Source organism: Pseudoduganella sp. (genome assembly GCF_041914865.1).
Taxonomy (GTDB): domain Bacteria; phylum Pseudomonadota; class Gammaproteobacteria; order Burkholderiales; family Burkholderiaceae_D; genus Rugamonas.
Genome location: NZ_JAYSCO010000042.1, coordinates 20021 through 41073, shown reverse-complemented (window position 1 = coordinate 41073; position 21053 = coordinate 20021). Strand labels below are relative to the sequence as shown.

General features: G+C 65.2%; 17 protein-coding genes. 7 read left to right on the top strand and 10 right to left on the bottom strand.

The window, feature by feature from the left end; translation table 11 throughout:
* Positions 1 to 934: DUF4351 domain-containing protein (locus ACE3TQ_RS18470; RefSeq protein WP_374583757.1), on the bottom strand; the 934-nt coding region annotated here is incomplete at its 3' end.
* An 87-nt stretch (positions 935 to 1021) separates the two neighbouring features.
* On the opposite strand from ACE3TQ_RS18470, the gene ACE3TQ_RS18465 reads away from it, so the two are divergent.
* The 4 genes from ACE3TQ_RS18465 (at position 1022) to ACE3TQ_RS18450 (ending at position 5821) form a co-directional block, all read left to right on the top strand.
* Entirely contained in the window at positions 1022 to 1684 is a 663-nt protein-coding gene (locus ACE3TQ_RS18465; RefSeq protein ID WP_374583756.1) for a CoA pyrophosphatase, read from the top strand.
* A gap of 45 nt (positions 1685 to 1729) precedes the next feature.
* Positions 1730 to 2689, top strand: a complete 960-nt coding sequence (locus ACE3TQ_RS18460; protein ID WP_374583755.1) for a CobD/CbiB family protein — start codon at positions 1730 to 1732, stop codon at positions 2687 to 2689.
* A gap of 82 nt (positions 2690 to 2771) precedes the next feature.
* Complete coding sequence (locus ACE3TQ_RS18455) at positions 2772 to 3077, top strand: DUF3579 domain-containing protein (protein WP_374583754.1); 306 nt, start codon at positions 2772 to 2774, stop codon at positions 3075 to 3077.
* A gap of 41 nt (positions 3078 to 3118) precedes the next feature.
* A complete protein-coding gene (locus tag ACE3TQ_RS18450; protein ID WP_374583753.1) occupies positions 3119 to 5821 on the top strand; it encodes a M16 family metallopeptidase in 2703 nt (900 codons plus the stop codon).
* Positions 5822 to 5828: 7 nt separating this feature from the next.
* Here the strand turns inward: ACE3TQ_RS18450 and ACE3TQ_RS18445 are convergent, their stop codons facing one another.
* Both ACE3TQ_RS18445 and ACE3TQ_RS18440 read right to left on the bottom strand, forming a co-directional pair.
* Positions 5829 to 7064 carry a hypothetical protein gene (locus tag ACE3TQ_RS18445; RefSeq protein WP_374583752.1) on the bottom strand — a complete coding sequence of 412 codons (1236 nt, stop codon included), beginning with the start codon at positions 7062 to 7064 and terminating at the stop codon, positions 5829 to 5831.
* 1 nt (position 7065) lies between these two features.
* Positions 7066 to 7806 (bottom strand): GntR family transcriptional regulator, encoded by a 741-nt coding sequence (locus tag ACE3TQ_RS18440; protein ID WP_374583751.1) that lies wholly within the window; start codon positions 7804 to 7806, stop codon positions 7066 to 7068.
* 282 nt (positions 7807 to 8088) lie between these two features.
* Between ACE3TQ_RS18440 and ACE3TQ_RS18435 the strand changes: the two genes are divergently transcribed.
* From ACE3TQ_RS18435 to ACE3TQ_RS18425, 3 genes are all read left to right on the top strand, one after another.
* Positions 8089 to 10740: a TonB-dependent receptor gene (locus tag ACE3TQ_RS18435; protein WP_374583750.1), complete on the top strand. Its 2652-nt coding sequence runs from the start codon at positions 8089 to 8091 to the stop codon at positions 10738 to 10740.
* Between the two features lie 67 nt (positions 10741 to 10807).
* Complete coding sequence (locus ACE3TQ_RS18430; protein WP_374583749.1) at positions 10808 to 11761, top strand: glycosyl hydrolase; 954 nt, start codon at positions 10808 to 10810, stop codon at positions 11759 to 11761.
* Positions 11758 to 12837 carry an acyltransferase family protein gene (locus tag ACE3TQ_RS18425; RefSeq protein WP_374583748.1) on the top strand — a complete coding sequence of 360 codons (1080 nt, stop codon included), beginning with the start codon at positions 11758 to 11760 and terminating at the stop codon, positions 12835 to 12837. Before ACE3TQ_RS18430 ends, ACE3TQ_RS18425 begins: the two co-directional genes overlap by 4 nt.
* On the opposite strand, the gene ACE3TQ_RS18420 is transcribed toward ACE3TQ_RS18425, so the two are convergent.
* The 7 genes from ACE3TQ_RS18420 to ACE3TQ_RS18390 all read right to left on the bottom strand — a co-directional run bounded on the left by ACE3TQ_RS18420 (position 12834) and on the right by ACE3TQ_RS18390 (position 20986).
* Positions 12834 to 13997, bottom strand: a complete 1164-nt coding sequence (locus tag ACE3TQ_RS18420) for a DUF5009 domain-containing protein (protein ID WP_374583747.1) — start codon at positions 13995 to 13997, stop codon at positions 12834 to 12836. The genes ACE3TQ_RS18425 and ACE3TQ_RS18420 overlap by 4 nt on opposite strands.
* Before the next feature lie 76 nt (positions 13998 to 14073).
* A complete protein-coding gene (locus ACE3TQ_RS18415; protein ID WP_374583746.1) occupies positions 14074 to 15369 on the bottom strand; it encodes a tetratricopeptide repeat protein in 1296 nt (431 codons plus the stop codon).
* A gap of 95 nt (positions 15370 to 15464) precedes the next feature.
* The gene (locus tag ACE3TQ_RS18410) at positions 15465 to 16562 is read right to left on the bottom strand and encodes an ABC transporter ATP-binding protein (RefSeq protein ID WP_374583745.1); all 1098 of its coding nucleotides are present in this window, start codon (positions 16560 to 16562) and stop codon (positions 15465 to 15467) included.
* A gap of 1 nt (position 16563) precedes the next feature.
* Complete coding sequence (locus ACE3TQ_RS18405; protein ID WP_374583744.1) at positions 16564 to 17853, bottom strand: MFS transporter; 1290 nt, start codon at positions 17851 to 17853, stop codon at positions 16564 to 16566.
* A gap of 9 nt (positions 17854 to 17862) precedes the next feature.
* Positions 17863 to 19350 (bottom strand): glycoside hydrolase family 3 N-terminal domain-containing protein, encoded by a 1488-nt coding sequence (locus ACE3TQ_RS18400; protein ID WP_374583743.1) that lies wholly within the window; start codon positions 19348 to 19350, stop codon positions 17863 to 17865.
* Positions 19347 to 20150, bottom strand: coding sequence for a carbohydrate ABC transporter permease (locus ACE3TQ_RS18395; protein WP_374583742.1), 804 nt, complete (start codon positions 20148 to 20150; stop codon positions 19347 to 19349). Before ACE3TQ_RS18395 ends, ACE3TQ_RS18400 begins: the two co-directional genes overlap by 4 nt.
* A complete protein-coding gene (locus ACE3TQ_RS18390; protein WP_374583741.1) occupies positions 20147 to 20986 on the bottom strand; it encodes a carbohydrate ABC transporter permease in 840 nt (279 codons plus the stop codon). Before ACE3TQ_RS18390 ends, ACE3TQ_RS18395 begins: the two co-directional genes overlap by 4 nt.
* Positions 20987 to 21053 lie beyond the last annotated feature (67 nt).

Below are 21053 nucleotides of genomic sequence, written 5' to 3'. Positions count from 1 at the left end.
CTTCTTCGCGGCCTTCTTCGCGGCCTTCTTCGCGGCCTTCTTCGCGGCCTTCTTCGCGGCCTTCTTCCCGGCCAAGTTTGAAGCCTTGCTTCTCGGCTTTCAGGGCGGCCCTTTCCGCCCTTTGCGCAATCTTTTCGGCCTTCTCGACAGCCCGTCTTGCCTTCTCGGTTGCTTTGTCAATGCGATTTTGGTCGTAGGGGTCAATCCATTCCATTTGACTCTTCCTTTCCAACTCTCGGACCGCTTGCCGGTAGCGCCGTTGCAGAGGCTCCGGCAAAGTCATCATCCAGTTAATCACTTTGAACAGGATTATTATGCGCTTCTTGCTCCAGCCATGCTGCAAAAGTAGTTTGGTCAACTGCCATTTGGCGGCGTAGCGTTCAGCCGGGTTGTGCCGCGTTTGCTGGGTGCGCAGGTGGGCTTGGGTGACCAGCGCGAAAGGGTTGCGGGAGCGTTTCAATTGCTTGTCGCGGCCGGCATGGTCCAGCAGTTTGGCCGTGGCGAAGCTGATGCCCATCACCGTTCCCAGGACGCGGATGTAAAAGGAGTCCGGGCGCCAGCCGGGCGTTTCATCGGCCAGCAGGACCAGGCTGGCCACCGGGCGCTGGAATTGCTCGAAGATGCGGTAGTTGTATGCCAGCACGCGGCGCGCCAGCGTTTCGTCGTGCTGGGCCTGGACTTCGATATGCACCAGGATCCATTGCTCCTGGCCGCCGCGCAGGGTGATGGCGACCAGCTTGTCGGCCAGCCGGCCTTCGGGGCGGTCGCCAAAGCCGACTTGGGCGAACTCCTTGTCGAGGAAACGCACCGGCTTGCTCCAGTCGATCTGCGCGTGCAGGTCGGGGAAATAGAAGGCCATGAAGGCGCGGAAGCCGTGCGTCAGCACTTCTTTCCATGGTGAGTCGTAGCGGGCAGGCGGCGAAGGAGGCGGCATCGCCTTAGTCTACGTCCGGGCCACGGCTCCCGCTTTTGAGCGAGCGCAACAACTGTGCGGGGAGGGCCAGTTGGTACAATGCCGGGTATGTCCAAAACACCTTTCGACCCGACCCAACTCCCGATTGAAGCGATTGCCGGCGAAGCGGCCGTGCTGCTGGAACGGCTGGCGCCGGACTGGCTGCGGCAGCGCTTCGCGGCGCCGCCGGAATGGGCGCCCGAGCCGTCGGAGCCGCCGCTCGGCCTGCACCGCGGCGAACCGACGCCGGCTTCGGTGCTGGTGCCGCTGGTATTGCGCGAGGACGGCGTCTACCTGCTGCTGACCATGCGCACCGCGCACCTGAACGACCATGCGGGCCAGATCGCCTTTCCGGGCGGACGCGCCGAGCCGACCGACCGCGATGCCGTCGACACGGCCTTGCGCGAAACGGAGGAGGAGATCGGCCTGCACCGCCGCCACATCGACGTGATCGGCACGCTGCCCGTGTATTACACGGGCACCGGCTACGCGGTCACGCCGGTGGTGGGCCTGGTGGCGCCACCGTTCGAGCTGCGGGCGGACCCGGACGAAGTGGCGGAAATCTTTGAGGTGCCGTTCCACTTCCTGATGGACGGGGCCAATCACCAGCTGCTGGCAGTCGATTTGCCGAACGGCCGCCGGCGCTTTTACGCCATGCCGTACCAAAACTATTTTATCTGGGGTGCAACGGCCGGCATGCTGCGCAACCTGTTTCATTTCTTGCGCGCATAAGCTATCGTAGCGGGCATTGCGGTATTGCTATTCAAAAGGATCTAGATGACTTTTCTCTCCATTCTCGTGGCCTTGTTGTTTGAACAACTGAAGCCCCTGCGCGCCGACAATCCGATCTGGGCTGAGTTCAAGCGCCTGGCCGTGCGCATGGAGCAGTGGTTCAATGCCGGGCACGCGAGCCATGGCCGCCTGGGCTGGTTCCTGCTGATCGGCGCGCTGACGCTGCCGGCCGGCCTGGTCTACTGGCTGCTGCTGCGCTACAACCTGGTGCTGGCAGCGTTCGCCTGGAACGTGCTGATTGTCTACCTGACCCTGGGCTTCCGCCATTACAGCCATTACTTCACCTCGATCCAGCTGGCGCTGAATGCCGGCGACGAGAGCCAGGCCCGCGCCCTGCTGGCCGAGTGGTGCAAGATCGATACCGTGGGCATGGAAGTGAGCGAGATTTCGCGTATCGCCGTGGAGAAGGCGCTGGTCACCACGCACCGCAATGTGTTCGGCGTGTTCTTCTGGTTCCTGATGCCGCTGGGGCCGTGCGGCGCCATCCTGTACCGTGTTTCCGAATACCTGGCGCGCGCCTGGAATGAACCGGAGCATATGCGCCAGGAGGCTTTCGGCGAGTTCGCCGCCAAGGCTTTCTACTGGATCGACTGGGTTCCGGCGCGCCTGACCGCGGTGGCCTTTGCCGTGGTCGGCAACTTTGAGGATGCGATCTACGCCTGGCGTAATTTCGCCCACCGCTGGAAGGACGAGGCGATTGGCATCATCCTGTCGGCCGGCGGCGGCGCCATGGGCGTGCGCCTGGGGACGCCGAATGAAAACGCGGCCAAGATCATCCCTTCCGACGCGGCCACGGTCGATATCAGCGATATGGAAGTGGACCAGCTGCCGGGCGACGAGCCGGGCGTGCGCGCCCTGCAAAGCACGGTCGGCCTGGTGTGGCGTGCGTTGTTGTTGTGGATGATGTTGCTGCTTCTGCTGTCCGGGGCTGTGTGGCTGGGCTAAAATGGCCTGATGCCGGAACCCCGTTCAGGTCTTCTATAAGATATAATACCGGGGTTCCTCACAGCAACTTGGTTTCAGGTATATGGCCAGCGAGTTCTTCATTCTTGGGCTTACCACCGACGGCAAGCAATTCCGTCCCAGCGATTGGGCGGAACGACTGGCTGGCGTGCTGGCGTGTTTTCGCCCGGAAGGCTCGGGCGGGCGCCATGCCCACCTCCAGTTCTCGCCCTACGTCACCCCGACCGTCGTCAATGGCGTGAAAGCCGTTGTCGTCAACGAAGGGCTGCGCGACCTGCAGCCGATGGCTTATAACTTCGTCAAGGAATTCGCCAAGGATAACAAGCTGCAGGTGGTGGAAGCCTGCCTGCTACCTGACGAACAGGCTTGAATGTCGTAGCATAGGTGTTTTGCCAACATGAGCAAGACACCATGCAAATCCGCTACGTCGCAGCGCTGCTGCTGACTGCCTCCACTGCCTCCGTTTCCTTCGCCCAGACGCTGCCGGCTGGCGTCGTCAAAGGTCCCTCGGTCGAGGGCATCACCGAATACCGCCTGCCCAACGGGCTGAAGGTCCTGCTGTTCCCGGATGCGTCCAAACCCACCGTCACCGTCAACGTGACTTACCTGGTCGGCTCGCGCCATGAGAATTACGGCGAAACCGGCATGGCCCATTTGCTGGAACACCTGCTGTTCAAAGGCACGCCGCGCCACCGCAACATCCCGCAGCAGTTCGCCGACCGCGGCATGGACTACAACGGCACCACCTCCCTCGACCGCACCAACTATTACGAAGTGTTCCAGGCCTCGCCCGAGAACCTGAAGTGGGCGCTGGACATGGAGGCTGAGCGCATGACCAGGTCCTTCATCGCCAAAAAGGACCTCGACTCGGAAATGACCGTGGTGCGGAACGAGTACGAGAGCGGCGAGAACGACCCGTTCGGCGTGCTGTACAAGCGCATGGAGAGCGTGGCCTTCGACTGGCACAGCTACGGCCGCTCCACCATCGGCAACCGCAGCGATATCGAGAACGTGCGCATCGAGAACCTGCAGGCTTTCTACCGCACCTACTACCAGCCCGATAACGCGGTGCTGCTGGTGGCCGGCAAATTCGAGCCGTCGCAGACGCTGGCCTGGATCAGCAAGACCTTCGGCGCCATCCCGAAACCGAAACGCACGCTGCCCAGGTTCTGGACCGTGGAGCCGGCCCAGGATGGCGAGCGCCAGTACGCCGTGCGGCGCAAGGGCGATGTGCAGATTGTGCTGGTGGGGTACAAAATCCCGTCCGGGCTGCATGCCGATGCCGATCCGCTGGCGTTCATGAACCAGGTGCTGGGCGATACGCCAAACGGCCGCCTGCACAAACGCCTGGTGGAGAGCGGCAAGGCGGCGCAGGTATTCGCCTTCAGCCAGCCCGGCTACGCACCGAGCCTGCAGGTATTCGGCGCGGTGGTGAAGATGGGGCAGCCGGTGGAGCCGGTGCGCGATGAACTGATCGCGGCGGTGGAGGGTTTTGCGCAGGAGGCGCCGAGCGAGGAGGAGATGGAGCGCACGCGCCGCGAGTACAGCAATTCGATCGAGAAGGCGCTGAACAATCCGCAGCAGGTGGGCGTGGCGCTGAGCGAGCATATCGCGCTGGGCGACTGGCGCCTGCTGTTCCAGGGGCGCGACAGCCTGGCGTCGATCACCTCGGCGCAGGTGGCGGCAGCGGCGGGGCGCTACCTGAAGCGCGATAACCGCGTGGTGGGCACCTTCATCCCGGACGATGCGCCGCAGCGCGCGGAGATCGGCGCCGCACCGACGGCGGCCGAGCTGCTCAAGGACTACAAGGGCAAGGCCAGCGCCCTGACTTCGGAAGTGTTCGACCCGAGCCAGGACAACATCATGGCGCGCACCGAGCTGCGCGAACTGGGCGGCCTGAAGCTGGCCCTGCTGCCCAAGCGGAATCGCGGCGAAACGGTGGTGGTCGACCTGCGCCTGCGCTGGGGCGATGAAAAGAACCAGTTCGGGCAGCAGATGCTGGCGGCGGCCACCGACCAGATGCTGATGCGCGGCAGCAGCCGCTACACGCGCGCGCAGCTGGCCGACGCCATGTCCAAACTGAAGATGTCGGGCAGCCTGTATCATTTCGAAACCACGCGCGAGCACCTGGCGGCGGCGCTGCGCCTGCAGGCGCACGTGCTGAAGGAGCCGGCCTTCCCGGCGGCGGAATTCGAGCAGATGCGGCAGCAATGGGTGGTCGGCCTGGAGGCCACGCGCAACGACCCGCAAGCGATGGCGGGCCGCGCGCAGGCGGAGTATTTCGACCATTGGCCGAAGGGCGATCCGCGCAGCACGCTGACGCTGGACGAGCAGCTGGCGGCGATCAAGGCGCTCAAGCTGGAAGACCTGAAGGCTTACCACGCGGCCTTCTACGGCGCCTCGCAGGGCGAACTGTCCGTGGTGGGGGACTTCGACAAGGCGGAGCTGCTCAAGGTGGCCGGCGAGGAGCTGGCCGGCTGGCACAGCAAGGCTGCCTATGCGCCGATCCTGGACAAGCACGTGGAGAAGGCGCCCACCCGCATCACGCTCGATGCGCCGGACAAGGAGAACGGCGTATTCTCCGCGCGCATGAACCTGGCGCTGCGCACCGATGATCCCGATTACCCGGCGCTGGAACTGGCCAACTTCATCTTCGGCAACGGCGGCCTGAAATCGCGCCTGATGGACCGCATCCGGCAGAAGGACGGCCTGTCCTATGGCGGCGGTTCCGGTTTGGAGGCCGGGGAACTGGATGACGCCGGGGCCTTCACCATCGACGCCATCGCAGCGCCGCAGAACATGGCGAAGCTGGAAGCTGCCATCCGCCAGGAGCTGGAGCGCGCGGTCAAACAGGGCTTCACGGCGGCGGAAGTGGCGGGCGCCAAGTCCGGCCTGATGCAGCAGCGCCTGCAGAACCGTTCGCGCGACGACGTGCTGGCCAGCGCCTGGTCGCATTTCCGCTACCTGGGCCGCACCTTCGCCTGGAGCAAGCAGTACGAGGCCCGGCTGAAGGCGCTGACCCCGCAGCAGGTGAGTGCCGCGTTCCGCAAGCATATCGACCCTGGCAAGCTGTCGGTGGTGATCGCCGCCGACGCCGCCAAGGCCAAGCGCTAAGCCGCGTTCAGGTGCATTGCCAAAGGTAGGCTGTGGTCCGGCATGGGGCGCAACTGAAGGCATAGGCCACGCCGCCGCTGCCCCATAGCCATTCCTCGCCATCGGCGCTCGGCAGGCCGGAGTCAAGCTGCAGAATGAAGCGCATCTTCCTGCTGCAGCAAGGGCAGTCTGGATACCCGGCGCTTTGCACCCAGGTCGGATGGCCGCCCAGCCGGTGCAGGTTTTCACGCGAATTTGAAAGTGCCCAGTCTTGCCAGCGCCAGCGGGCCGGAGTCGGAGCCAGCGCGACGACGCATTCCCGCAGCGGCTGCGCGGGGAATTCCGGTGTGTCCGGACCCTTGTCCAGCGCCGTAATCGCGCCGCACTCGCCGTGGCGGTAATGCAGGACTGGCCGCGACCAGCCCAGGCAGGACAGGCAGGCCTGCAGCGCGACTAGCGTGGCGCGGTCGGACAAGCCGGCGCGATGCTCGGGGATTTCCAGCAGATGGTGCAGGCGGCCGCCGCACACGCCGCAGGTTCCGCTACCCGGTCCGCCAAAACGGAAGCTTCCTGTGCCGGGCAGGTGCCAGCTGGGGTGCAGCCCCTGCAAGTTCCAGCTGGTGACGGGCGGCGGGAAGTGCGTCGGCGGGAATACCAGGTGTGCCACGTCGTCCGTGTAGAGCTGGCGCAGGTCGGCATCGAAACCAGCCTGTTCCAGGTACACGTGCCAAGGGTTGAGTGCCGGGATATCGGCGGCCAGCGGGGCGCAGGCTGCAAAGGCGGCGGGATGCCGGGTTTCGACCAGGCGCTCCAGCGCCTGCAGCCGTTCCGCCGGCTCGTTTGCGGGGGCGGCCTTGGCCAGCAGGTAAGTGAGCGACTCCGGCGGGGCCTCGCGCCACGGCCAGCTGCCGCAGATGGCGCAGCCGTTGGCATCCATCTCGAACAGCAGGGTGAGATAAGGATGCAGCGCCGCCGGGCGCTGCAGGCTTGCGTAGGCAATCAGCGCCTCGGTCGCTTCAGTCAGGCCCGCGGCGGCGGCGCGGCTTATCCATTTCCGGACCAGGCGTTCCAGCGCTTCATCGCTGATGTGCGACAGCGCCGCATCGAGGAATGTTCCGCCTTGCGGGCACGCCTCGAGGACAGCATCGACAAACTGTTCGATCTCCTGCGGTGCAGCGCGCAGGAAGGATGGCAGCAAGTCATAGGCTTCCTTGCCGGGGCGTCCGTTGCAGAACGCATCGGTCATCTGTCGCAGGCTGGTCATGTCAGGGCGTCGAGAGTTCCGCGACGAAGTCGTACATGTCGCCGCGGAAGATGGAGCGGCAGAATTCCACGGCGCGCCCGTCGCGCAGGAAGCCCAGGCGCTCCACCGCCAGGCCGGCGTCGCCTTCCTTGGCCTGCAGCAGGCGCGCCTGCTCGCCCGTCAGCAGCAGGGCGGACAGGCGCTGCAGGGCGCGCACCGGACGGTGCCCGGCCGCTTCCAGCGCCTCATACATCGACAGGTCGACCGACTCCAGCGAGGGCAGGGCGCTGGCGACGATGGTGGCGTACTCCACGCACATCGGCACGTCGTCCGCGAAGCGGATGCGGTGGTAGCGGTACACCGGCGCGCCGGGGCTCAAGCGCAGGCGCAGCGCCTCCTCCGGCGTGACGGTGCCTTCCGCCTTTTTCAGCCACACGCTGTGCGGCGTGCGGCCGCGCGAGCGCATGTCTTCCGAGAAGGAGGTGAGCTTGGCGAAGTTCTTTTCGATGCGGGTGTTGATGAAGTTGCCCGAGCCGGGGCGGCGCACCAGCAAGCCTTCCTCCACCAGGCCGTCGATGGCCTTGCGCACCGTGATGCGCGAGATGTTCAGGTCGGCCGCCAGCACGCGTTCGGCGGGCAGGGCTTCGTCCGGGCCGTAGAGCTGGGAGTTGATCGCCTCGCGCAGCGCGCGCTGCAGCAGCTGGTACAGCGGTTGGCTACTGGTCTGCACCAGGTCTTGCATGATCTGCGCGAGCGTTGTCATTCCGTCTCCCGTTGTAGTGCGCTCGATAATACCAAAAAAGACCGCCCGCCCAGAGGTACGCATTGCGCAAAATCAACGCCTCCTATGAGATAGCGCTAACAGCGGGCTTTCTGGGCAAAAGTGGTATGTCTTTTCAGTACAACATGTGAAAAAAATATGAAAATTGGTAGTGTTCTGGTATTTGATCGCGGTATATTGGCGTCCAATTGGTTTTAGACGTGGTTTTCATCACAGGTACTATCAGACCGGGCTTTGAGACAGGCCCATACTTAGGGGGAGTAAATGAACCGCAATATGACACCGATCGCGACCGCAGTCGCCATCCTGATCGCCACCACTGGCATGGCGCAAGCGCAGCAGGCTGCCCAGAACTCTGAGCAGAATGTCGTGGTCGTGACCGGCGTGCGCGCCGCACTCGCGCAATCGATCAACCAGAAGCGCAACTCGGATTCTCTGGTTGAAGTGATCACCGCTGAAGACGTGGGCAAGATGCCGGACAAGAGCGTCGCCGACTCGCTGCAGCGCGTGCCAGGCGTTTCCGTGGCCACCGCTGGCGGCTCCGAGGGCGGCTTCGGCGAGAACGACCGCGTCAGCCTGAAAGGCACGCCGTCCAACCTGGCGCTGACCACCCTGAACGGCCACACCGTGTCGAGCGGCGACTGGTACATCTCCAACATTACCAGCGGCGGCCGTTCGGTCAGCTACTCGATGTTCCCGTCCGAGCTGATTGGCCGTGTGACCGTGCACAAGTCCTCGCAGGCCAACCTGATCGAAGGCGGCGCTTCCGGTAACGTCGATATCGAAACCCGCAAACCGCTCAGCTTCAAGGAGCGCCTGACCGTGATGGGCGCGCTGACCGGCGTGTACAGCGAAGGCTCGAAGAAGACCGACGCGCAGTTCAGCGCCCTGGGCAACTGGAAGAATGAACAGAACAACCTGGGCGTGCTGGTCCAGGTGTTCGACGAGAAGCGCACCCTGCGCCGTATCGGCCAGGAATTCCTGTGGTGGGACAAGCTGAGCGCCGGCTATGCGCCGCAGTGGGTCGCCGCCAATCCTGAAGTGAAGGACAAGTGGATTTCGCTGCTGACCGGCACCGCCATGTTCAACCAGGAGCGCGAGCGCAAGGGCGGCATGGTCGACGTGCAGGTCAAGGTGAACAAAGAGTTCGACTTCGACATCAACGCCTTCTACACCCGCCTGGATGCCGACAACATCAACGCCAACTTCATGCTGGCGCCATACCAGCCGCTGACCAATAACTGGTCCGGCGTGGGCGGCGTGATCCCGTCCAAGTGGACCGTGACCGGCGATACCATCACTTCCATCACCTTCCCGAGCACCTGTCCGGTGGCCGACTGCTCGAAGATGGGCCCATCGGTGCAGGACATCATCGCCCGTCCGGGTTCCTACAGCGATTCCAAGTTCGTCAACTTCGACTTCAACTACCGTCCTAACCAGGACCTGAAGTTCAAGGGCCAGGTCGGCACCACGCGTGGCACCGGCTATGCCCGCGACTACGGCTATGAAGTGTGGCAGGCCTACTCCGGCAGCAGCCTGACCACCTACGGCCTGGACAAACCGGCTACCGTGACCGTGGACAACGCCGGCACCTTCTCGCCGCGCACCGGCGCCGACTTCTTCGGCGGCTGGGCCTCCGACGTGACCGCCAAGGACAAGGAAACCTACGGCCAGATCGACGGCCAGTACAAGACCCAGTGGAACAGCGTGCCGACCCTGCACTTCGGCCTGCGCACCGCGGACCACGAGCGCAGCCTGACCTGGCTGGCTGGCACCGTGGCGCCGGCCGGTTCGCAGCTGGCCAACCGTCCGACCGGCCTGACCAACTTCCCGGACAGCCCGCTGCCTAACCTGCTGAACAAGGCCTGGACCTTCGACGCCGCGTCCATGAAAGCCTGGGGCGACAAGTACGTGGCCTTCAACAGCCACGCTTACCAGAGCGAATTCCTGATCAAGGAAAAGGCCCATGCCGCCTATGTGATGGGTGACCTGGACTTCGGCGGCTGGGGCGGCAATATCGGCGTGCGTTTTGTTCAGACCAAGATCGACGTCGACAATGCCTCGCCGAACACGGTGTGGAAGCCGGTGCATAGCTCGAACACCTACAACGACTTCCTGCCGAGCATCAACCTGCACACCGACCTGGCGCAGGACGTGAAGCTGCGCGCCGCCGCCAGCCGCACCCTGGCCCGTCCGGACTTCGGTTCGCTGGGCGCGCTGAGCCTGAACGACCTGACCTTCTCCGGCTCCGGCGGCAACCCGAACCTGCGTCCGATCATGTCGAACAACGTGGATGTGGGCGTGGAGTGGTACTTCAAGCCGAAGTCGCTGCTGGGCATGAGCATCTACAACATGAACATGGGTTCCTATGTGACCTTCGGTTCCTCGCAGGCTGAGTTCTTCAACCAGTCGGTTGGCCGCGTCACCACCTACAACATGAGCTCCGCGGTGAACACCAAGGCGCGCGTGCGCGGCGTGGAACTGCAGTATGTGCAGGACTTCGGCAACGGCTTCGGCGTGAACGCCAACTACACCTACGCCGACGGCAAGGAAACCGGCAAGGCGCCGAAGTCGGCCTGCGCGGACCTGGGCGACTGCAACATGATCGGTACCTCGAAGAACTCGTACAACCTGGGCGTGTACTACGAGGCCAACAAGTTCAGCGCACGCGTGAACTACAGCTTCCGTTCCGCTTTCCTGAACGGCCTGGACCGCAACAGCGCGATCTACCAGGATGACGTGGGTACCGTTTCGGCAGCGTTCAACTACAACCTGACCGAGAACATCACCCTGTCGCTGGAAGGCAAGGACCTGAACGATCCGACCCTGAAGTCGTACGCCACCAGCAAGAACCAGCCGCGCGCGTTCTACAAGAACGGCAAGCAGATCTTCTTCGGTGTACGCGGCAAGATGTAATACTCCCAGAAGTAGAACTTGCGGCAGGGCTCCCCGGGGCCCTGCCTTTTTTATATGTGGAGCGTGAATGCGACAATTCCTCATGGCGGCCCTGGCCGCCGTTTCCATTCCGGCCGGCGCCGCCCCTGCGGTGGTGCACGGCCCGTATAAATACCTTTCGCCCTGGGACCCCGCGCACGGCGTGCAGGTGTGGGCGTTTGCGCGCGGCGAATGCGGCGAGGAGCGCTGGGGCGAGCTCGATGGAGCGCAGGTGGCGGCGCTGAATGTGCCGCGCTTCGCGCAGGCCGGCGTGGGCTATATCGTTTCCACCGGCGGGCAGGGCAATGTGTTTACCTGCGCCAGCGACGAGGGCATGGATGCCTTTGTCTCGCGCTACAAGTCGCCGCAGCTGCTCGGCTTTGATTTCGACATCGAGCACGGCCAGACCGCTGCCCAGATCGATTCGCTGGTGCAGCGCATTGCCAATGTGCAGAAGGCGCATCCGCACTGGCGCTACAGCTTTACCATCGCCACCCACGCCGCCTCGGACGGCAGCCGGCGCAGCCTGAACGCCACGGGCGAACAGGTGCTGGCAGCCCTGCGCAAGCATGGCGTGCAGGATTACGTGCTGAACCTGATGGTGATGGATTATGGGCCGGCCAGCCGCAAAGTGTGCGTGGTGCGGCGCGGGCGCTGCGATATGGGCGCGTCGGCATTGCAGGCGGCGCAGAATGTGCACCGCAAGTATGGGGTGCCGTACGCCCAGATCGCATTGACGCCGATGATCGGCGTCAACGACGTGGTGGAAAACGTCTTCACCCTGGACGATGCGCGCGCCACGGTGGCGGGTGCGGCGAAGATGGGGATGGCGGGCGTGCATTACTGGTCGCTGGACCGCGATAAGCCTTGCGGCAAGCCGACCAAAGGTGCCGACCCGGCGTGCAGCACCATGCCGGACGTGCCGGCCGGCGCCTATCAGCGCGCGCTGGTGCTTGGCGCAGCCCCGGCGGCAGTAGCGCCCGTACGCGAGGCTGGACGATGAGCGCAGGCGCGGCGCCGGCTGCGCGCTACCAGTCGCTGGACGTGCTGCGCGGCCTGACCGTGGCGCTGATGATCATCGTGAATACGCCGGGCAGCTGGAACCATGTCTATGCGCCGCTGCTGCACGCGCCCTGGCATGGCTTCACGCCGACCGACTGGGTGTTCCCGAGCTTCCTGTTCGTCGTCGGCAATGCGCTGGCGTTCACCTTGCCGCGCTACGCCGGCATGGGCGAACGCGCGGTGCTGGCCAGGATCGGCAAGCGCAGCGCCATCATCATCGCGCTGGGACTGGGCCTGTGCCTGCTGCCCAAGCTGGGCGGGCCGCTCAGCGAAATGCGCCTGCCGGGCGTGCTGCAGCGCATCGGCCTGTGCTTCGCGATTGCGGCGCTGGTGCTGCACTACCTGGGCGCACGCGGCGCGCTGGCGTTCAGCGCGCTGGCACTGCTCGGCCACTGGCTGGTGCTGGCGCTGTTCGGCGACTACAGCCTGCAAGGCAATGCCGGCCGCGCCATCGACCTGTGGCTGTTCGGCGCCAGCCACCTGTACCAGGGGGAGGGGCTGCCGTTCGACCCCGAGGGCGCCCTGGGCACCTTGCCCGCCACGGTGAATGTGATTGCCGGCTATTTCGCCGGCTGCTACCTGCGCGAACGCGGCGCCAACGGGCGCTCGCTGGCCACGCTGGCGGCGGCCGGCCTGGCGCTGGCGGTGCTGGCGCTGTGCTGGGCGCCGCTGCTGCCGATCAACAAGAAGCTGTGGACCGGCAGTTATGTGCTGCTGTCGACCGGTACGGCATTGCTGGTGCTGGCCGCACTGGCCTGGCTGGTCGAGCTGCGCGGCGTGCGCGGCTGGACTTACTTCTTCGAAGTCTTCGGCAAAAACACCCTGTTCATCTACCTGTTGTCGCAGGTGGCGGTGGTGGCGCTGGAGAAGGGCGGCTGGTATGCGCCGCTGGCGGCAACGCTGGCGCCGGTCGGCAGCCCGCAGGCGGCTTCGCTGGCGTTCGCGCTGCTGTTCACGCTGGCGTGCTGGCTGGCCGGCTACCTGCTGGACCGCAAACGCATCTACATCAAGGTCTAGAACTTCAGGCGCAGGCCGGCGCGGTTGGCCAGGGTGACCAGGGCCAGCATCAGCGCGGTCATGGCGGCGGCGTTGGCCAGGCCGGCCATGCCGCCGCTGTCCAGGAAGGGCCACCAGAAGCGCGGGATATGCAGCACGGCTGCCGCCTGCTCGAACAGGTCGGGCAGGATATAGGCCAGCAGGGCGTTGCTGCCAGCGGGCAGCAGCCAGGCTGCGGCGCGCGGCACCGCGTGCGCATCCCGGCGCCGTGCATCGACCAGCCAGTAGAACAGGATGAACAAGGCCAGCACGATGGCGGCGCACACCAGCGTGTAGGACGCCGTCGCATGGATCTTGTTGATGCCGTGGTAGGGGCGCAGCAGCAGGCCCGCCGCCAGGAAGGCCAGCGCCATCCACGCCATCTGGCGCATGCGCAGGCGGTGCGGCATCTCGGCGCGGAACAGGTTGCCGACCAGGACCCCGGCCATCACGTTGGCGGCGGTCGAACCCAGCACCTGCGGGATATTCACGAACTCGCGCACCGGCACCGGCAGCCAGTCCAGCGCGCCGGCCGTGCCGCCCAGGTAGAGCGCCAGCATGGCGGCAAACACACCGGCCAGCGGCGCGCTGCCGCCGCCGGCCAGCACAAAGGCCAGGCTGCACGCCAGGTAGGCCCAGCCGATCATGCCGAGGATGCCCCACCAGCCATGCTGCAGCCCGCCGGGGAAGGCCAGCACCAGGACGGCCATCAGCGCGCCACCCAGCCACTTCGGCCAGCGTTGCGCCGCGCCGCCGTCCTGGCGCCACAGCAGGATCATGGCGCCGTAAAACAGCAGGTAATACCAGGAGCGGGGCAGCAGGGCGGCGGCAGCGTCGTAGCGCTCGGCGTTGAGCAGCACGACGCCGGCCAGCATCAGGCTGGCGGAGCGCCACAGCAGCTTGCCGAACAGGCGCGCGTCGAGGCCGCTGGCCGCGGCGCGGCGCAGGGCGAGCGGGATCGCCACCCCCACAATGAACAGGAAACCCGGGAACACCAGGTCCGGCACGCTGATGCCGTCGGCCTCGGGGCCAGTGTGCTGCAGCCAGGGCGGCGAGCCACGCATGCCGGCGATATAGTTCACCCAGATCATCGCAAGGATGATGAAACCCCGGAATGCGTCCAGGCTAGCCAGTCGCTGCATGCTCCCCCTCAAGCCGTAAAAAAAGCGGGAAGGCCGCCAGGCCATTCCCGCTGATGCGTTGTGCAAGAACGCAGGATCAGCCCTGCTTGTCCTCTTCACCCACGGTAGCCGGGTATGGACGGTTGATCCACAGGATCCAGTAGCGCGCCAGGTCGGCGCGGCCATCGGCGCCCTGCACGGTTTCCAGGATCTTGATGGCTTCGTCCTTCTTGCCGGCCATGGCGTAGGAATAGCCCAGGCGCAGCTTGGCGTCTTCGGCGTTCTTCAGGCCGCCCTTGGCGATGCCTTCCTGGATCAGGCCAATGCCTTTGTCGTACTGGCCCATGGTGACGAAGGCGTAGCCCAGGTTGACCAGGCCGGTGCCGTTCTTGGCCTTGCGCGCGTTGGCTTCGGAAGCGGCGATGCTCTTGGTGTCGTCGGCAGCCTGCTTGTCCAGCTGGGCTTTCAGCTTCTTGATCTTGTCGGTCATCTTGACCACGCCGTTGGCGATGCCGGCGTCCAGCACGGCCTTGCCTTCGATGAACTGGCCTTCCAGCTGGTCGACTTCAGCCAGCTCGACGTAGTCCTGCTCTTCCATCTTGGTGGTGGCCACTTTCTGCAGGCGCACGATGTCGGCCGAGAAGCGGGTCGAGTAGTTTTCCTTGCCGCGGGTGCGGTACAGCATGTCCGACCAGTAGCTGTCGCGCGGATGCCAGCGCACCAGGCCTTCCAGGGCGGTCAGGTAGGCTGCCTTGTCTTTCAGGCGATGCGAGGCGTCGGCCAGCATGTGCAGGTCGTCGCGGGTCATCGGCTTGTTGCTCTTGATGGACTCATCCAGCTGTTTCAGCAGGTCCGCCTGCACGCCCTTGTAGTCGCCGGCCTCGAAGCGGATGCGCATGATCTGGCGCGGCACTTTCGGGTCGCCCGACATCTGGTGGTACTTGGTCAGCTTTTCGATGACCTTCGGCCAGTTCTTGTCTTCCTGGTAGTAGCCAGCCAGCGCCTGGGTGAAGCGCGCCGCTTCCTCTTTCTCCATGCGGCCGGAGGCGGTGGCGTATTCCAGCATTTCGATCAGCTTGGCACGGTCGTTGGTGCCGAAAGCCACAGCCAGGCGGGTGCGGTTGATGACGTACTGCTCATAGCCGGTCTTGTTCGGCATGGCGTCGGCCTGGTCCAGCAGGGCCGTTACCTCAGCGTACTTTTTCCCTTCCAGCAGCGGGGTCAGGACTTTACCGTCCAGGAATTTGTACATTTCCTTGCGCACGGTCTCCTGCTGCGCGCCGGCGATTTCCTTCTTGTCTTGCGCGTGGGCCGTCTGGACCAGTGCCGGGCCAGCGCCCAGGCCAATGGCTGCCAGCAGCAAGCCGATACGTGCGAAACGGTATTGGGTCATGGTAGGTGATCCTTCTTTCGGTTGAGGCAAACTTCTATTTTCCCATAATTTCGGCAGGGGGCCGTTTTTCTGAAGTAGCCAATTGTAACGATTTCTCACGCCCGGGCGAAAGCGCTGCCATCGGCGCCGAACAGCAGGCAGCGCTCGGGCGGCAGGAACAGGCTGGCCGTGGCGCCGGGCGCCGGCACCGCCATCTCCGGCGCCAGCTTGGCGGCCAGCGCCTCCGCCATGCCGGGCAGGCGGGCGTAGACGATGGACTGGTCGCCCAGGTATTCCACATGGCTGACCGCAGCCTGGGCGGCATTGTATGCCTCATCGCGCAAGTGCAGGTGTTCCGGACGCACCCCCAAGGTGACCTGGGCGCCGCGCTGGACCTCGCCCGGCAGCGCCGCCACCTCCACGATGGCGCCGCCCGGCAGCAGCACGGCGACATGGGCCGCCCCCAGGGCCACCACCTCGGCCGGGATGAAATTCATGCGCGGCGAGCCGAGGAAACCAGCCACGAACAGGTTGGCCGGCGCGTTGTACAAGGCATGCGGGGTGCCGGCCTGCTCGATGCGGCCGCCGTTGAACACCACGATGCGCTGGCCCAGCGTCATGGCCTCCACCTGGTCGTGCGTGACGTAGATGGTGGTGGTGCCCAGCTCCTGGTGCAGGCGGCCGATTTCCAGCCGCATCTGCACGCGCAGGCCCGCGTCGAGGTTGGACAGCGGCTCGTCGAACAGGAACAGCTGCGGCTTGCGCACGATGGCGCGGCCGATCGCGACACGCTGGCGCTGGCCGCCGGACAGCTCTTTCGGCTTGCGTTCGAGCAGGTGGCCGATCTGCAGGGTGGCGGCGGCGCGTTCGACCGCCGCGCGCACTTCGGCGGCCGGCATGCTGGCCAGCTTCAGGCCGAAGGCCATGTTCTCGAACACCGTCATATGCGGGTACAGGGCGTAGGACTGGAACACCATGGCCAGGCCGCGCTGGGCCGGCGGCACCTGGTTGGCCAGCCGGCCGCCGATGTGCAGTTCGCCTTCGCTGATCTCCTCCAGCCCCGCGATCATGCGCAGCAGGGTGGACTTGCCGCAGCCGGAGGGGCCGACAAAGACGGTGAACTCGCCGTCCGCGATCTCGAGGTCGATGCCGCGCATGACGGGCTGGTTGTCGCCGTAGCGCTTGGCGATGCCGCGCAGGGATACCGCAGCCATATCAGGCGGCTTCCGGCACGGCGTCGGCCTTGCTCTTTTCGCGCGATTCCATCGGGATGAACTGCGACAGGATGGCGACCGGGATGGCGGCCAGCAGCACCCAGACAAAGAAGGTCTTGTAGCCGAGCGCCATCTGGACATCGCCGCTGATCCAGCGGAACAGCACGAAGCCGAGCTGCATGATGCCAGTGGAGAAGGCGTAGTGGGCAGTGGTGTACTTGCCCGGTGCCACCACCTGCATCATGTACAGGATGACGCCGACGAAGCCGAAGCCGTAGCCGAACATTTCGACGCTGAGCGCCACGCCGATCAGGGTCAGGTCGGTCGGCAGGGCGTGCGACAGGTAGTAGAACACCAGGTTGGGCAGGTTCATCGCCAGGATCAGGAACAGGATGGCGCGCCGCAGCGACAGCCAGGACGTGAAGTACCCGCCCAGGATCGAGCCGACGATGAAGGCGATGGTGCCGGTGGTGCCGTACACGGCGCCCACTTCGGCGGTGCTCAGGCCCAGGCCGCCCAGCTCGCGCGCCTCGCGCAGGAACAGCGGGCCGATGGTCTGCACCTGCGCCTCGCCGGCGCGGAACAGGATGATGAACAGGATCGAAACCCAGATGCCGGGCTTGCGGAAGTAGTCGATGATCACTTCCTTCAGCGTGCGCGCGACGCCGCCGAAGGTGTGGTCCTCCAGCTTGGCGTTCGGGCTGACCGGCAGCGCCCAGCCGTTGTAGCCGCCCAGCGCGCACATGGTCAGGCCGAGGATGCCGAACACGATGGTCCAGGCGGCGGTGATGCCCTGGGTCTTCTCCAGGTAGCCGGCCAGCATCAGCAGGCCGCCTTGCGCCAGGAAGCGGCCGGCGTTGAAGAAGGTGCCGATCCAGCCGGCATACTGCGCCTGCTGCTTCTCGCTCAGGCTGGAGATGTACAGCCCGTCGCAGGAAATGTCATGCGTGGCGGAGGAGACGGACGCCAGGAACAGCACCGCGATGCAGGCGCTGAGCCAGAACGGGAACTGCAGCGCGAGCGCCACCAGGCCGAGGCAGATGCCGCACAGCACCTGCAGGCTGACCACCACGATCTTCTTGTTGGGGGCCAGCTCCAGGAAGGGGCTCCACAACGGCTTGAAGATCCAGGCGCCGCCCAGCAGGGCGGCCCAGTGGCTGATCTCGGCGTTGGTCATGCCCATGCTCTTCATCATCTGGCCGAAGACCAGGGCAATGGCGAAGTAGGGCAGGCCCTGCGCCAAGTACAGCGTGGGAATCCACTTCAGCGGGGTGCGGCGAACGGCGTCCATCGTCTCTCCTTATGCGAAGCCGGGAACCGGGCAGCGGCCGGTGGCTTCCAGTTCGCCCGACAGCCAGGCGTTGATCGCTTCCAGCGCCGGCGCGGCGAAGCCGTAGGTCATCAGGGCCGGGGCCTGGATGTCGAGCGCCTGGTAGGGGTTCCACAGCGCCAGGTGCAGGTCCGGCTTCCAGTTGCTGCGCGCGTTGTCGCCGTAGCGCAGGCGCGAGGTGGAGGCCAGCACGGTGAAGCGGCCGTCCTGCGGCAGGGAAGACCAGTCGAAGGTGTTGGCGTCGGCGAAGGTCACCAGCTCCACGTCGTACAGCTTGCCGAGCGAGGCGGCCACGCTGGCGGCTGGCACGCCGGCTTCCGACACGCCGTCGCTGACCACGTCCTGGCGCGCCACCAGGCGCAGCTTGGCGCCCGGCGCCGGGCGCTGGGGGTTGCCGCGCGCGGTCAGGCTGCGGCGCCAGCCCTCGGCCATGATGACGCGGTCGGCGGCGTCTTCTTTATAAGAGCGCGGCTGGCACGGATAGGCCTGCGCCAGCGCATCCAGGCGCGCCAGGCGCTCGTCCACTGCGGCCTGCGGCAGCGAGCCGTCGGCCAGGGCGGCGGCGATCGCGTCCAGGGTTTCGTTCTGGGTTTCGGTGGTACCCAGCGCCATCACCATGTCGGCGCCCGCGACCAGCGCGCGCACGGCGGCATTGCCCACGCCGTAGCGGCCGGCGATGGCATGCATGTCCATGCCGTCGGTGATGATCACGCCCTTGTAGTTCCATTGCTTGCGCAGGATGCCGTCCAGGATGGCGGGCGACATGGTGGCCGGATTGTCGGCGTCGATGGCCGGGTAGACGATGTGCGCCGTCATCATGGCCGGCGCCACCGGGGCGGCGGCGCGGAACGGCGCCAGCTCCAGCGCGTCCAGTTCCGGCAGCGGCTTGTCGACGGTCGGCAGGTCGCGGTGCGAATCGACGTGGGTGTCGCCATGGCCGGGGAAGTGCTTGACGCAGCAGGCCACGCCTTCGGCATGGCTGCCCGCCATCCAGGCCATGGCCAATTCCACCGCGCGCTGCGGCTCAGCGCCGAAGGAGCGCTCGGCGATCACCGGGTTGTCCGGGTTGTTGTTCAGGTCCAGCACCGGCGCGAAATTCCAGTTGAAGCCGAGCGACTTGGCGGCGCGCGCCACGGCAGCGCCGGTGCGGTAGGCCAGGTCGGTATCGTTGGCCGCGCCCAGGCCCATGGCGGCCGGCGGCGCCGGCACCCAGGTCGAACGCACCACGGCGCCGCCTTCCTGGTCGATCGCGATCAGGGAATTCGGCCCCATGGCGTCGCGCAGGTCGGCGGTGAGCTTGGCCAGCTGGACGGAATCGGTCATATTGCCGCGGAACAGGCAGACGCCGCGGATGCCGTTGGCGCGGATGAAGTCCGCCGTGGCCTGGTCCAGCACCGTGCCGGGGAAGCGGATCATGATCAGTTGTCCCGCGATTTTTCGTAATTCTTGTGTGCTCATTTGACTGCTCCGTCCATGCCGCGCATGAAGTAACGTTGGGTGAATAGGAATGCCGCCAGTGTCGGCACGATGGTGATGATGGTACCCGCTGCGATGACGCGTGTGCTGCTGCCGAAGGTGCCGCGCAGGTACAGCACGCCCACCGACAGCGGGAATTCGTCCGGCTTGCTCATGACGATGGAAGGCCAGATGTATTCGTTCCACGCCTCGACGGCGGTCAGGATGCCGACCGTGGCCAGCCAGGGCGCGATCAGCGGCAGCATGATTTTCGTGAAGATGGTCCATTCGGAGGCGCCGTCGACGCGCGCGGCATCGATCAGGTCCTGCGGGACTTCCTCGAAGGCCTGCTTGAGCAGCAGGATGGCCACAGCATTGACCACGTTCGGCAGGATCACGCCGGAGTAGGTGTCCACCAGTCCCAGCTCCGTGACCGTGATGAAGTTGACCAGGAAGTTGACTTCGGACGGCAGCACCATGGTGGCCACGATCAGCCCGAACACCAGCTTGCGCCCCCTGAACTGCAGGCGCGCCAGCGGATAGGCGGCCATCGAGCACAGCACCAGCTTCCAGATGACGGTGAACAGCGTGATCAGGATGGAATTCTTAAGGAAGGACCAGATCGGGATCACGCGGAACACTTCCACGAAGTTCTCCAGCGATGGCTCCTTCGGCCAGAAGGTGGGCGGGAAGGCGAAGATATTGCCCTCGGTCGACAGCGCAGTCACCAGCGTCCACCAGAAAGGGAAGATGCACAGCAGCGCGATGGCCGACAGCACGGAATATCGGACGACCTTCTTCATCGGTGTTTCGGCTTCAGGTAGCGCAGGCAAAGCAGGGCGATGCCGATGCAGATCAGGGAAACGATGAAGCTGGCGGCCAGGGCGCGCGGCAGTTTCAGGTGCTTCAAGCCCTGGTCGTAGGCGTAATACAGGGCGGTGAAGGTGGAGTTCATCGGGCCGCCCTGGGTCAGCACATCGACCTCCTGGTAAGCCTTGAGCGCGCCCAGCACGGACAGGATGGTGCAGACCATGATGGTCGGGCGCAGCATGGGCACGGTGATGTGCCAGAAACGCTGCCAGCGCGAAGCGCCATCCAGGATGGCCGCTTCCTGCATCTCCTGCGGCACCGACTGCAGCGCGGCCAGGTACATCACCATATACCACCCCAGCCCGCGCCACAGCGTGACGAACATGATGGCGGCCAGCGCGAAGGTATCGTCCTGCAGCCAGCCGATATTGGTACCGAGGAGGTAATTCAGCGCGCCCTGCTCATGGAACATGAAGCCCCACATAATGCCCACGACGGAAACGGTGGTCACCACCGGCACATAGTAGGCAGCGCGGAACAGGCGGATGCCCGGCAGCTGGTTATTCACCAGCACCGCCAGTCCCAGCGCGCCCAGTTGCACGCAAGGGACGATCAGGAGGAAGACCAGCGAGTTCTTCAAGCCGGTGACGAACATCTCGTTACTGAAGATGTAGCGGAAATTATCGAAGCCCACCCAATGCGTCGGCCGCACCAGCGAAAAATCGGTAAACGCCAGCACCGACCCGAACAGCACCGGCCAGAACGCAAAAACCGCCAGCAGCACCAGCGCCGGCGCCAGGAACAGCCAGGCCGCCACCGACCGCCTCATGGCAATTTCCCCACCGAAATGTCCATGTTGGGGTGAGGAAGAAAATAGGGGGGGGGTAGCCCAGAAA

What these genes read in the sequence shown, in the direction of transcription:
- ACE3TQ_RS18430 (WP_374583749.1), top strand. Translation starts at nt 10,808, where the DNA reads ATGCGACAATTCCTCATGGCGGCCCTGGCCGCCGTTTCCATTCCGGCC.
- ACE3TQ_RS18420 (WP_374583747.1), bottom strand. Translation starts at nt 13,997, where the DNA reads ATGCAGCGACTGGCTAGCCTGGACGCATTCCGGGGTTTCATCATCCTT.
- ACE3TQ_RS18390 (WP_374583741.1), bottom strand. Translation starts at nt 20,986, where the DNA reads ATGAGGCGGTCGGTGGCGGCCTGGCTGTTCCTGGCGCCGGCGCTGGTG.
- ACE3TQ_RS18445 (WP_374583752.1), bottom strand. Translation starts at nt 7,064, where the DNA reads ATGACCAGCCTGCGACAGATGACCGATGCGTTCTGCAACGGACGCCCC.
- ACE3TQ_RS18435 (WP_374583750.1), top strand. Translation starts at nt 8,089, where the DNA reads ATGAACCGCAATATGACACCGATCGCGACCGCAGTCGCCATCCTGATC.
- ACE3TQ_RS18440 (WP_374583751.1), bottom strand. Translation starts at nt 7,806, where the DNA reads ATGACAACGCTCGCGCAGATCATGCAAGACCTGGTGCAGACCAGTAGC.
- ACE3TQ_RS18400 (WP_374583743.1), bottom strand. Translation starts at nt 19,350, where the DNA reads ATGAGCACACAAGAATTACGAAAAATCGCGGGACAACTGATCATGATC.
- ACE3TQ_RS18410 (WP_374583745.1), bottom strand. Translation starts at nt 16,562, where the DNA reads ATGGCTGCGGTATCCCTGCGCGGCATCGCCAAGCGCTACGGCGACAAC.
- ACE3TQ_RS18465 (WP_374583756.1), top strand. Translation starts at nt 1,022, where the DNA reads ATGTCCAAAACACCTTTCGACCCGACCCAACTCCCGATTGAAGCGATT.
- ACE3TQ_RS18395 (WP_374583742.1), bottom strand. Translation starts at nt 20,150, where the DNA reads ATGAAGAAGGTCGTCCGATATTCCGTGCTGTCGGCCATCGCGCTGCTG.
- ACE3TQ_RS18405 (WP_374583744.1), bottom strand. Translation starts at nt 17,853, where the DNA reads ATGGACGCCGTTCGCCGCACCCCGCTGAAGTGGATTCCCACGCTGTAC.
- ACE3TQ_RS18450 (WP_374583753.1), top strand. Translation starts at nt 3,119, where the DNA reads ATGCAAATCCGCTACGTCGCAGCGCTGCTGCTGACTGCCTCCACTGCC.
- ACE3TQ_RS18460 (WP_374583755.1), top strand. Translation starts at nt 1,730, where the DNA reads ATGACTTTTCTCTCCATTCTCGTGGCCTTGTTGTTTGAACAACTGAAG.
- ACE3TQ_RS18425 (WP_374583748.1), top strand. Translation starts at nt 11,758, where the DNA reads ATGAGCGCAGGCGCGGCGCCGGCTGCGCGCTACCAGTCGCTGGACGTG.
- ACE3TQ_RS18415 (WP_374583746.1), bottom strand. Translation starts at nt 15,369, where the DNA reads ATGACCCAATACCGTTTCGCACGTATCGGCTTGCTGCTGGCAGCCATT.
- ACE3TQ_RS18455 (WP_374583754.1), top strand. Translation starts at nt 2,772, where the DNA reads ATGGCCAGCGAGTTCTTCATTCTTGGGCTTACCACCGACGGCAAGCAA.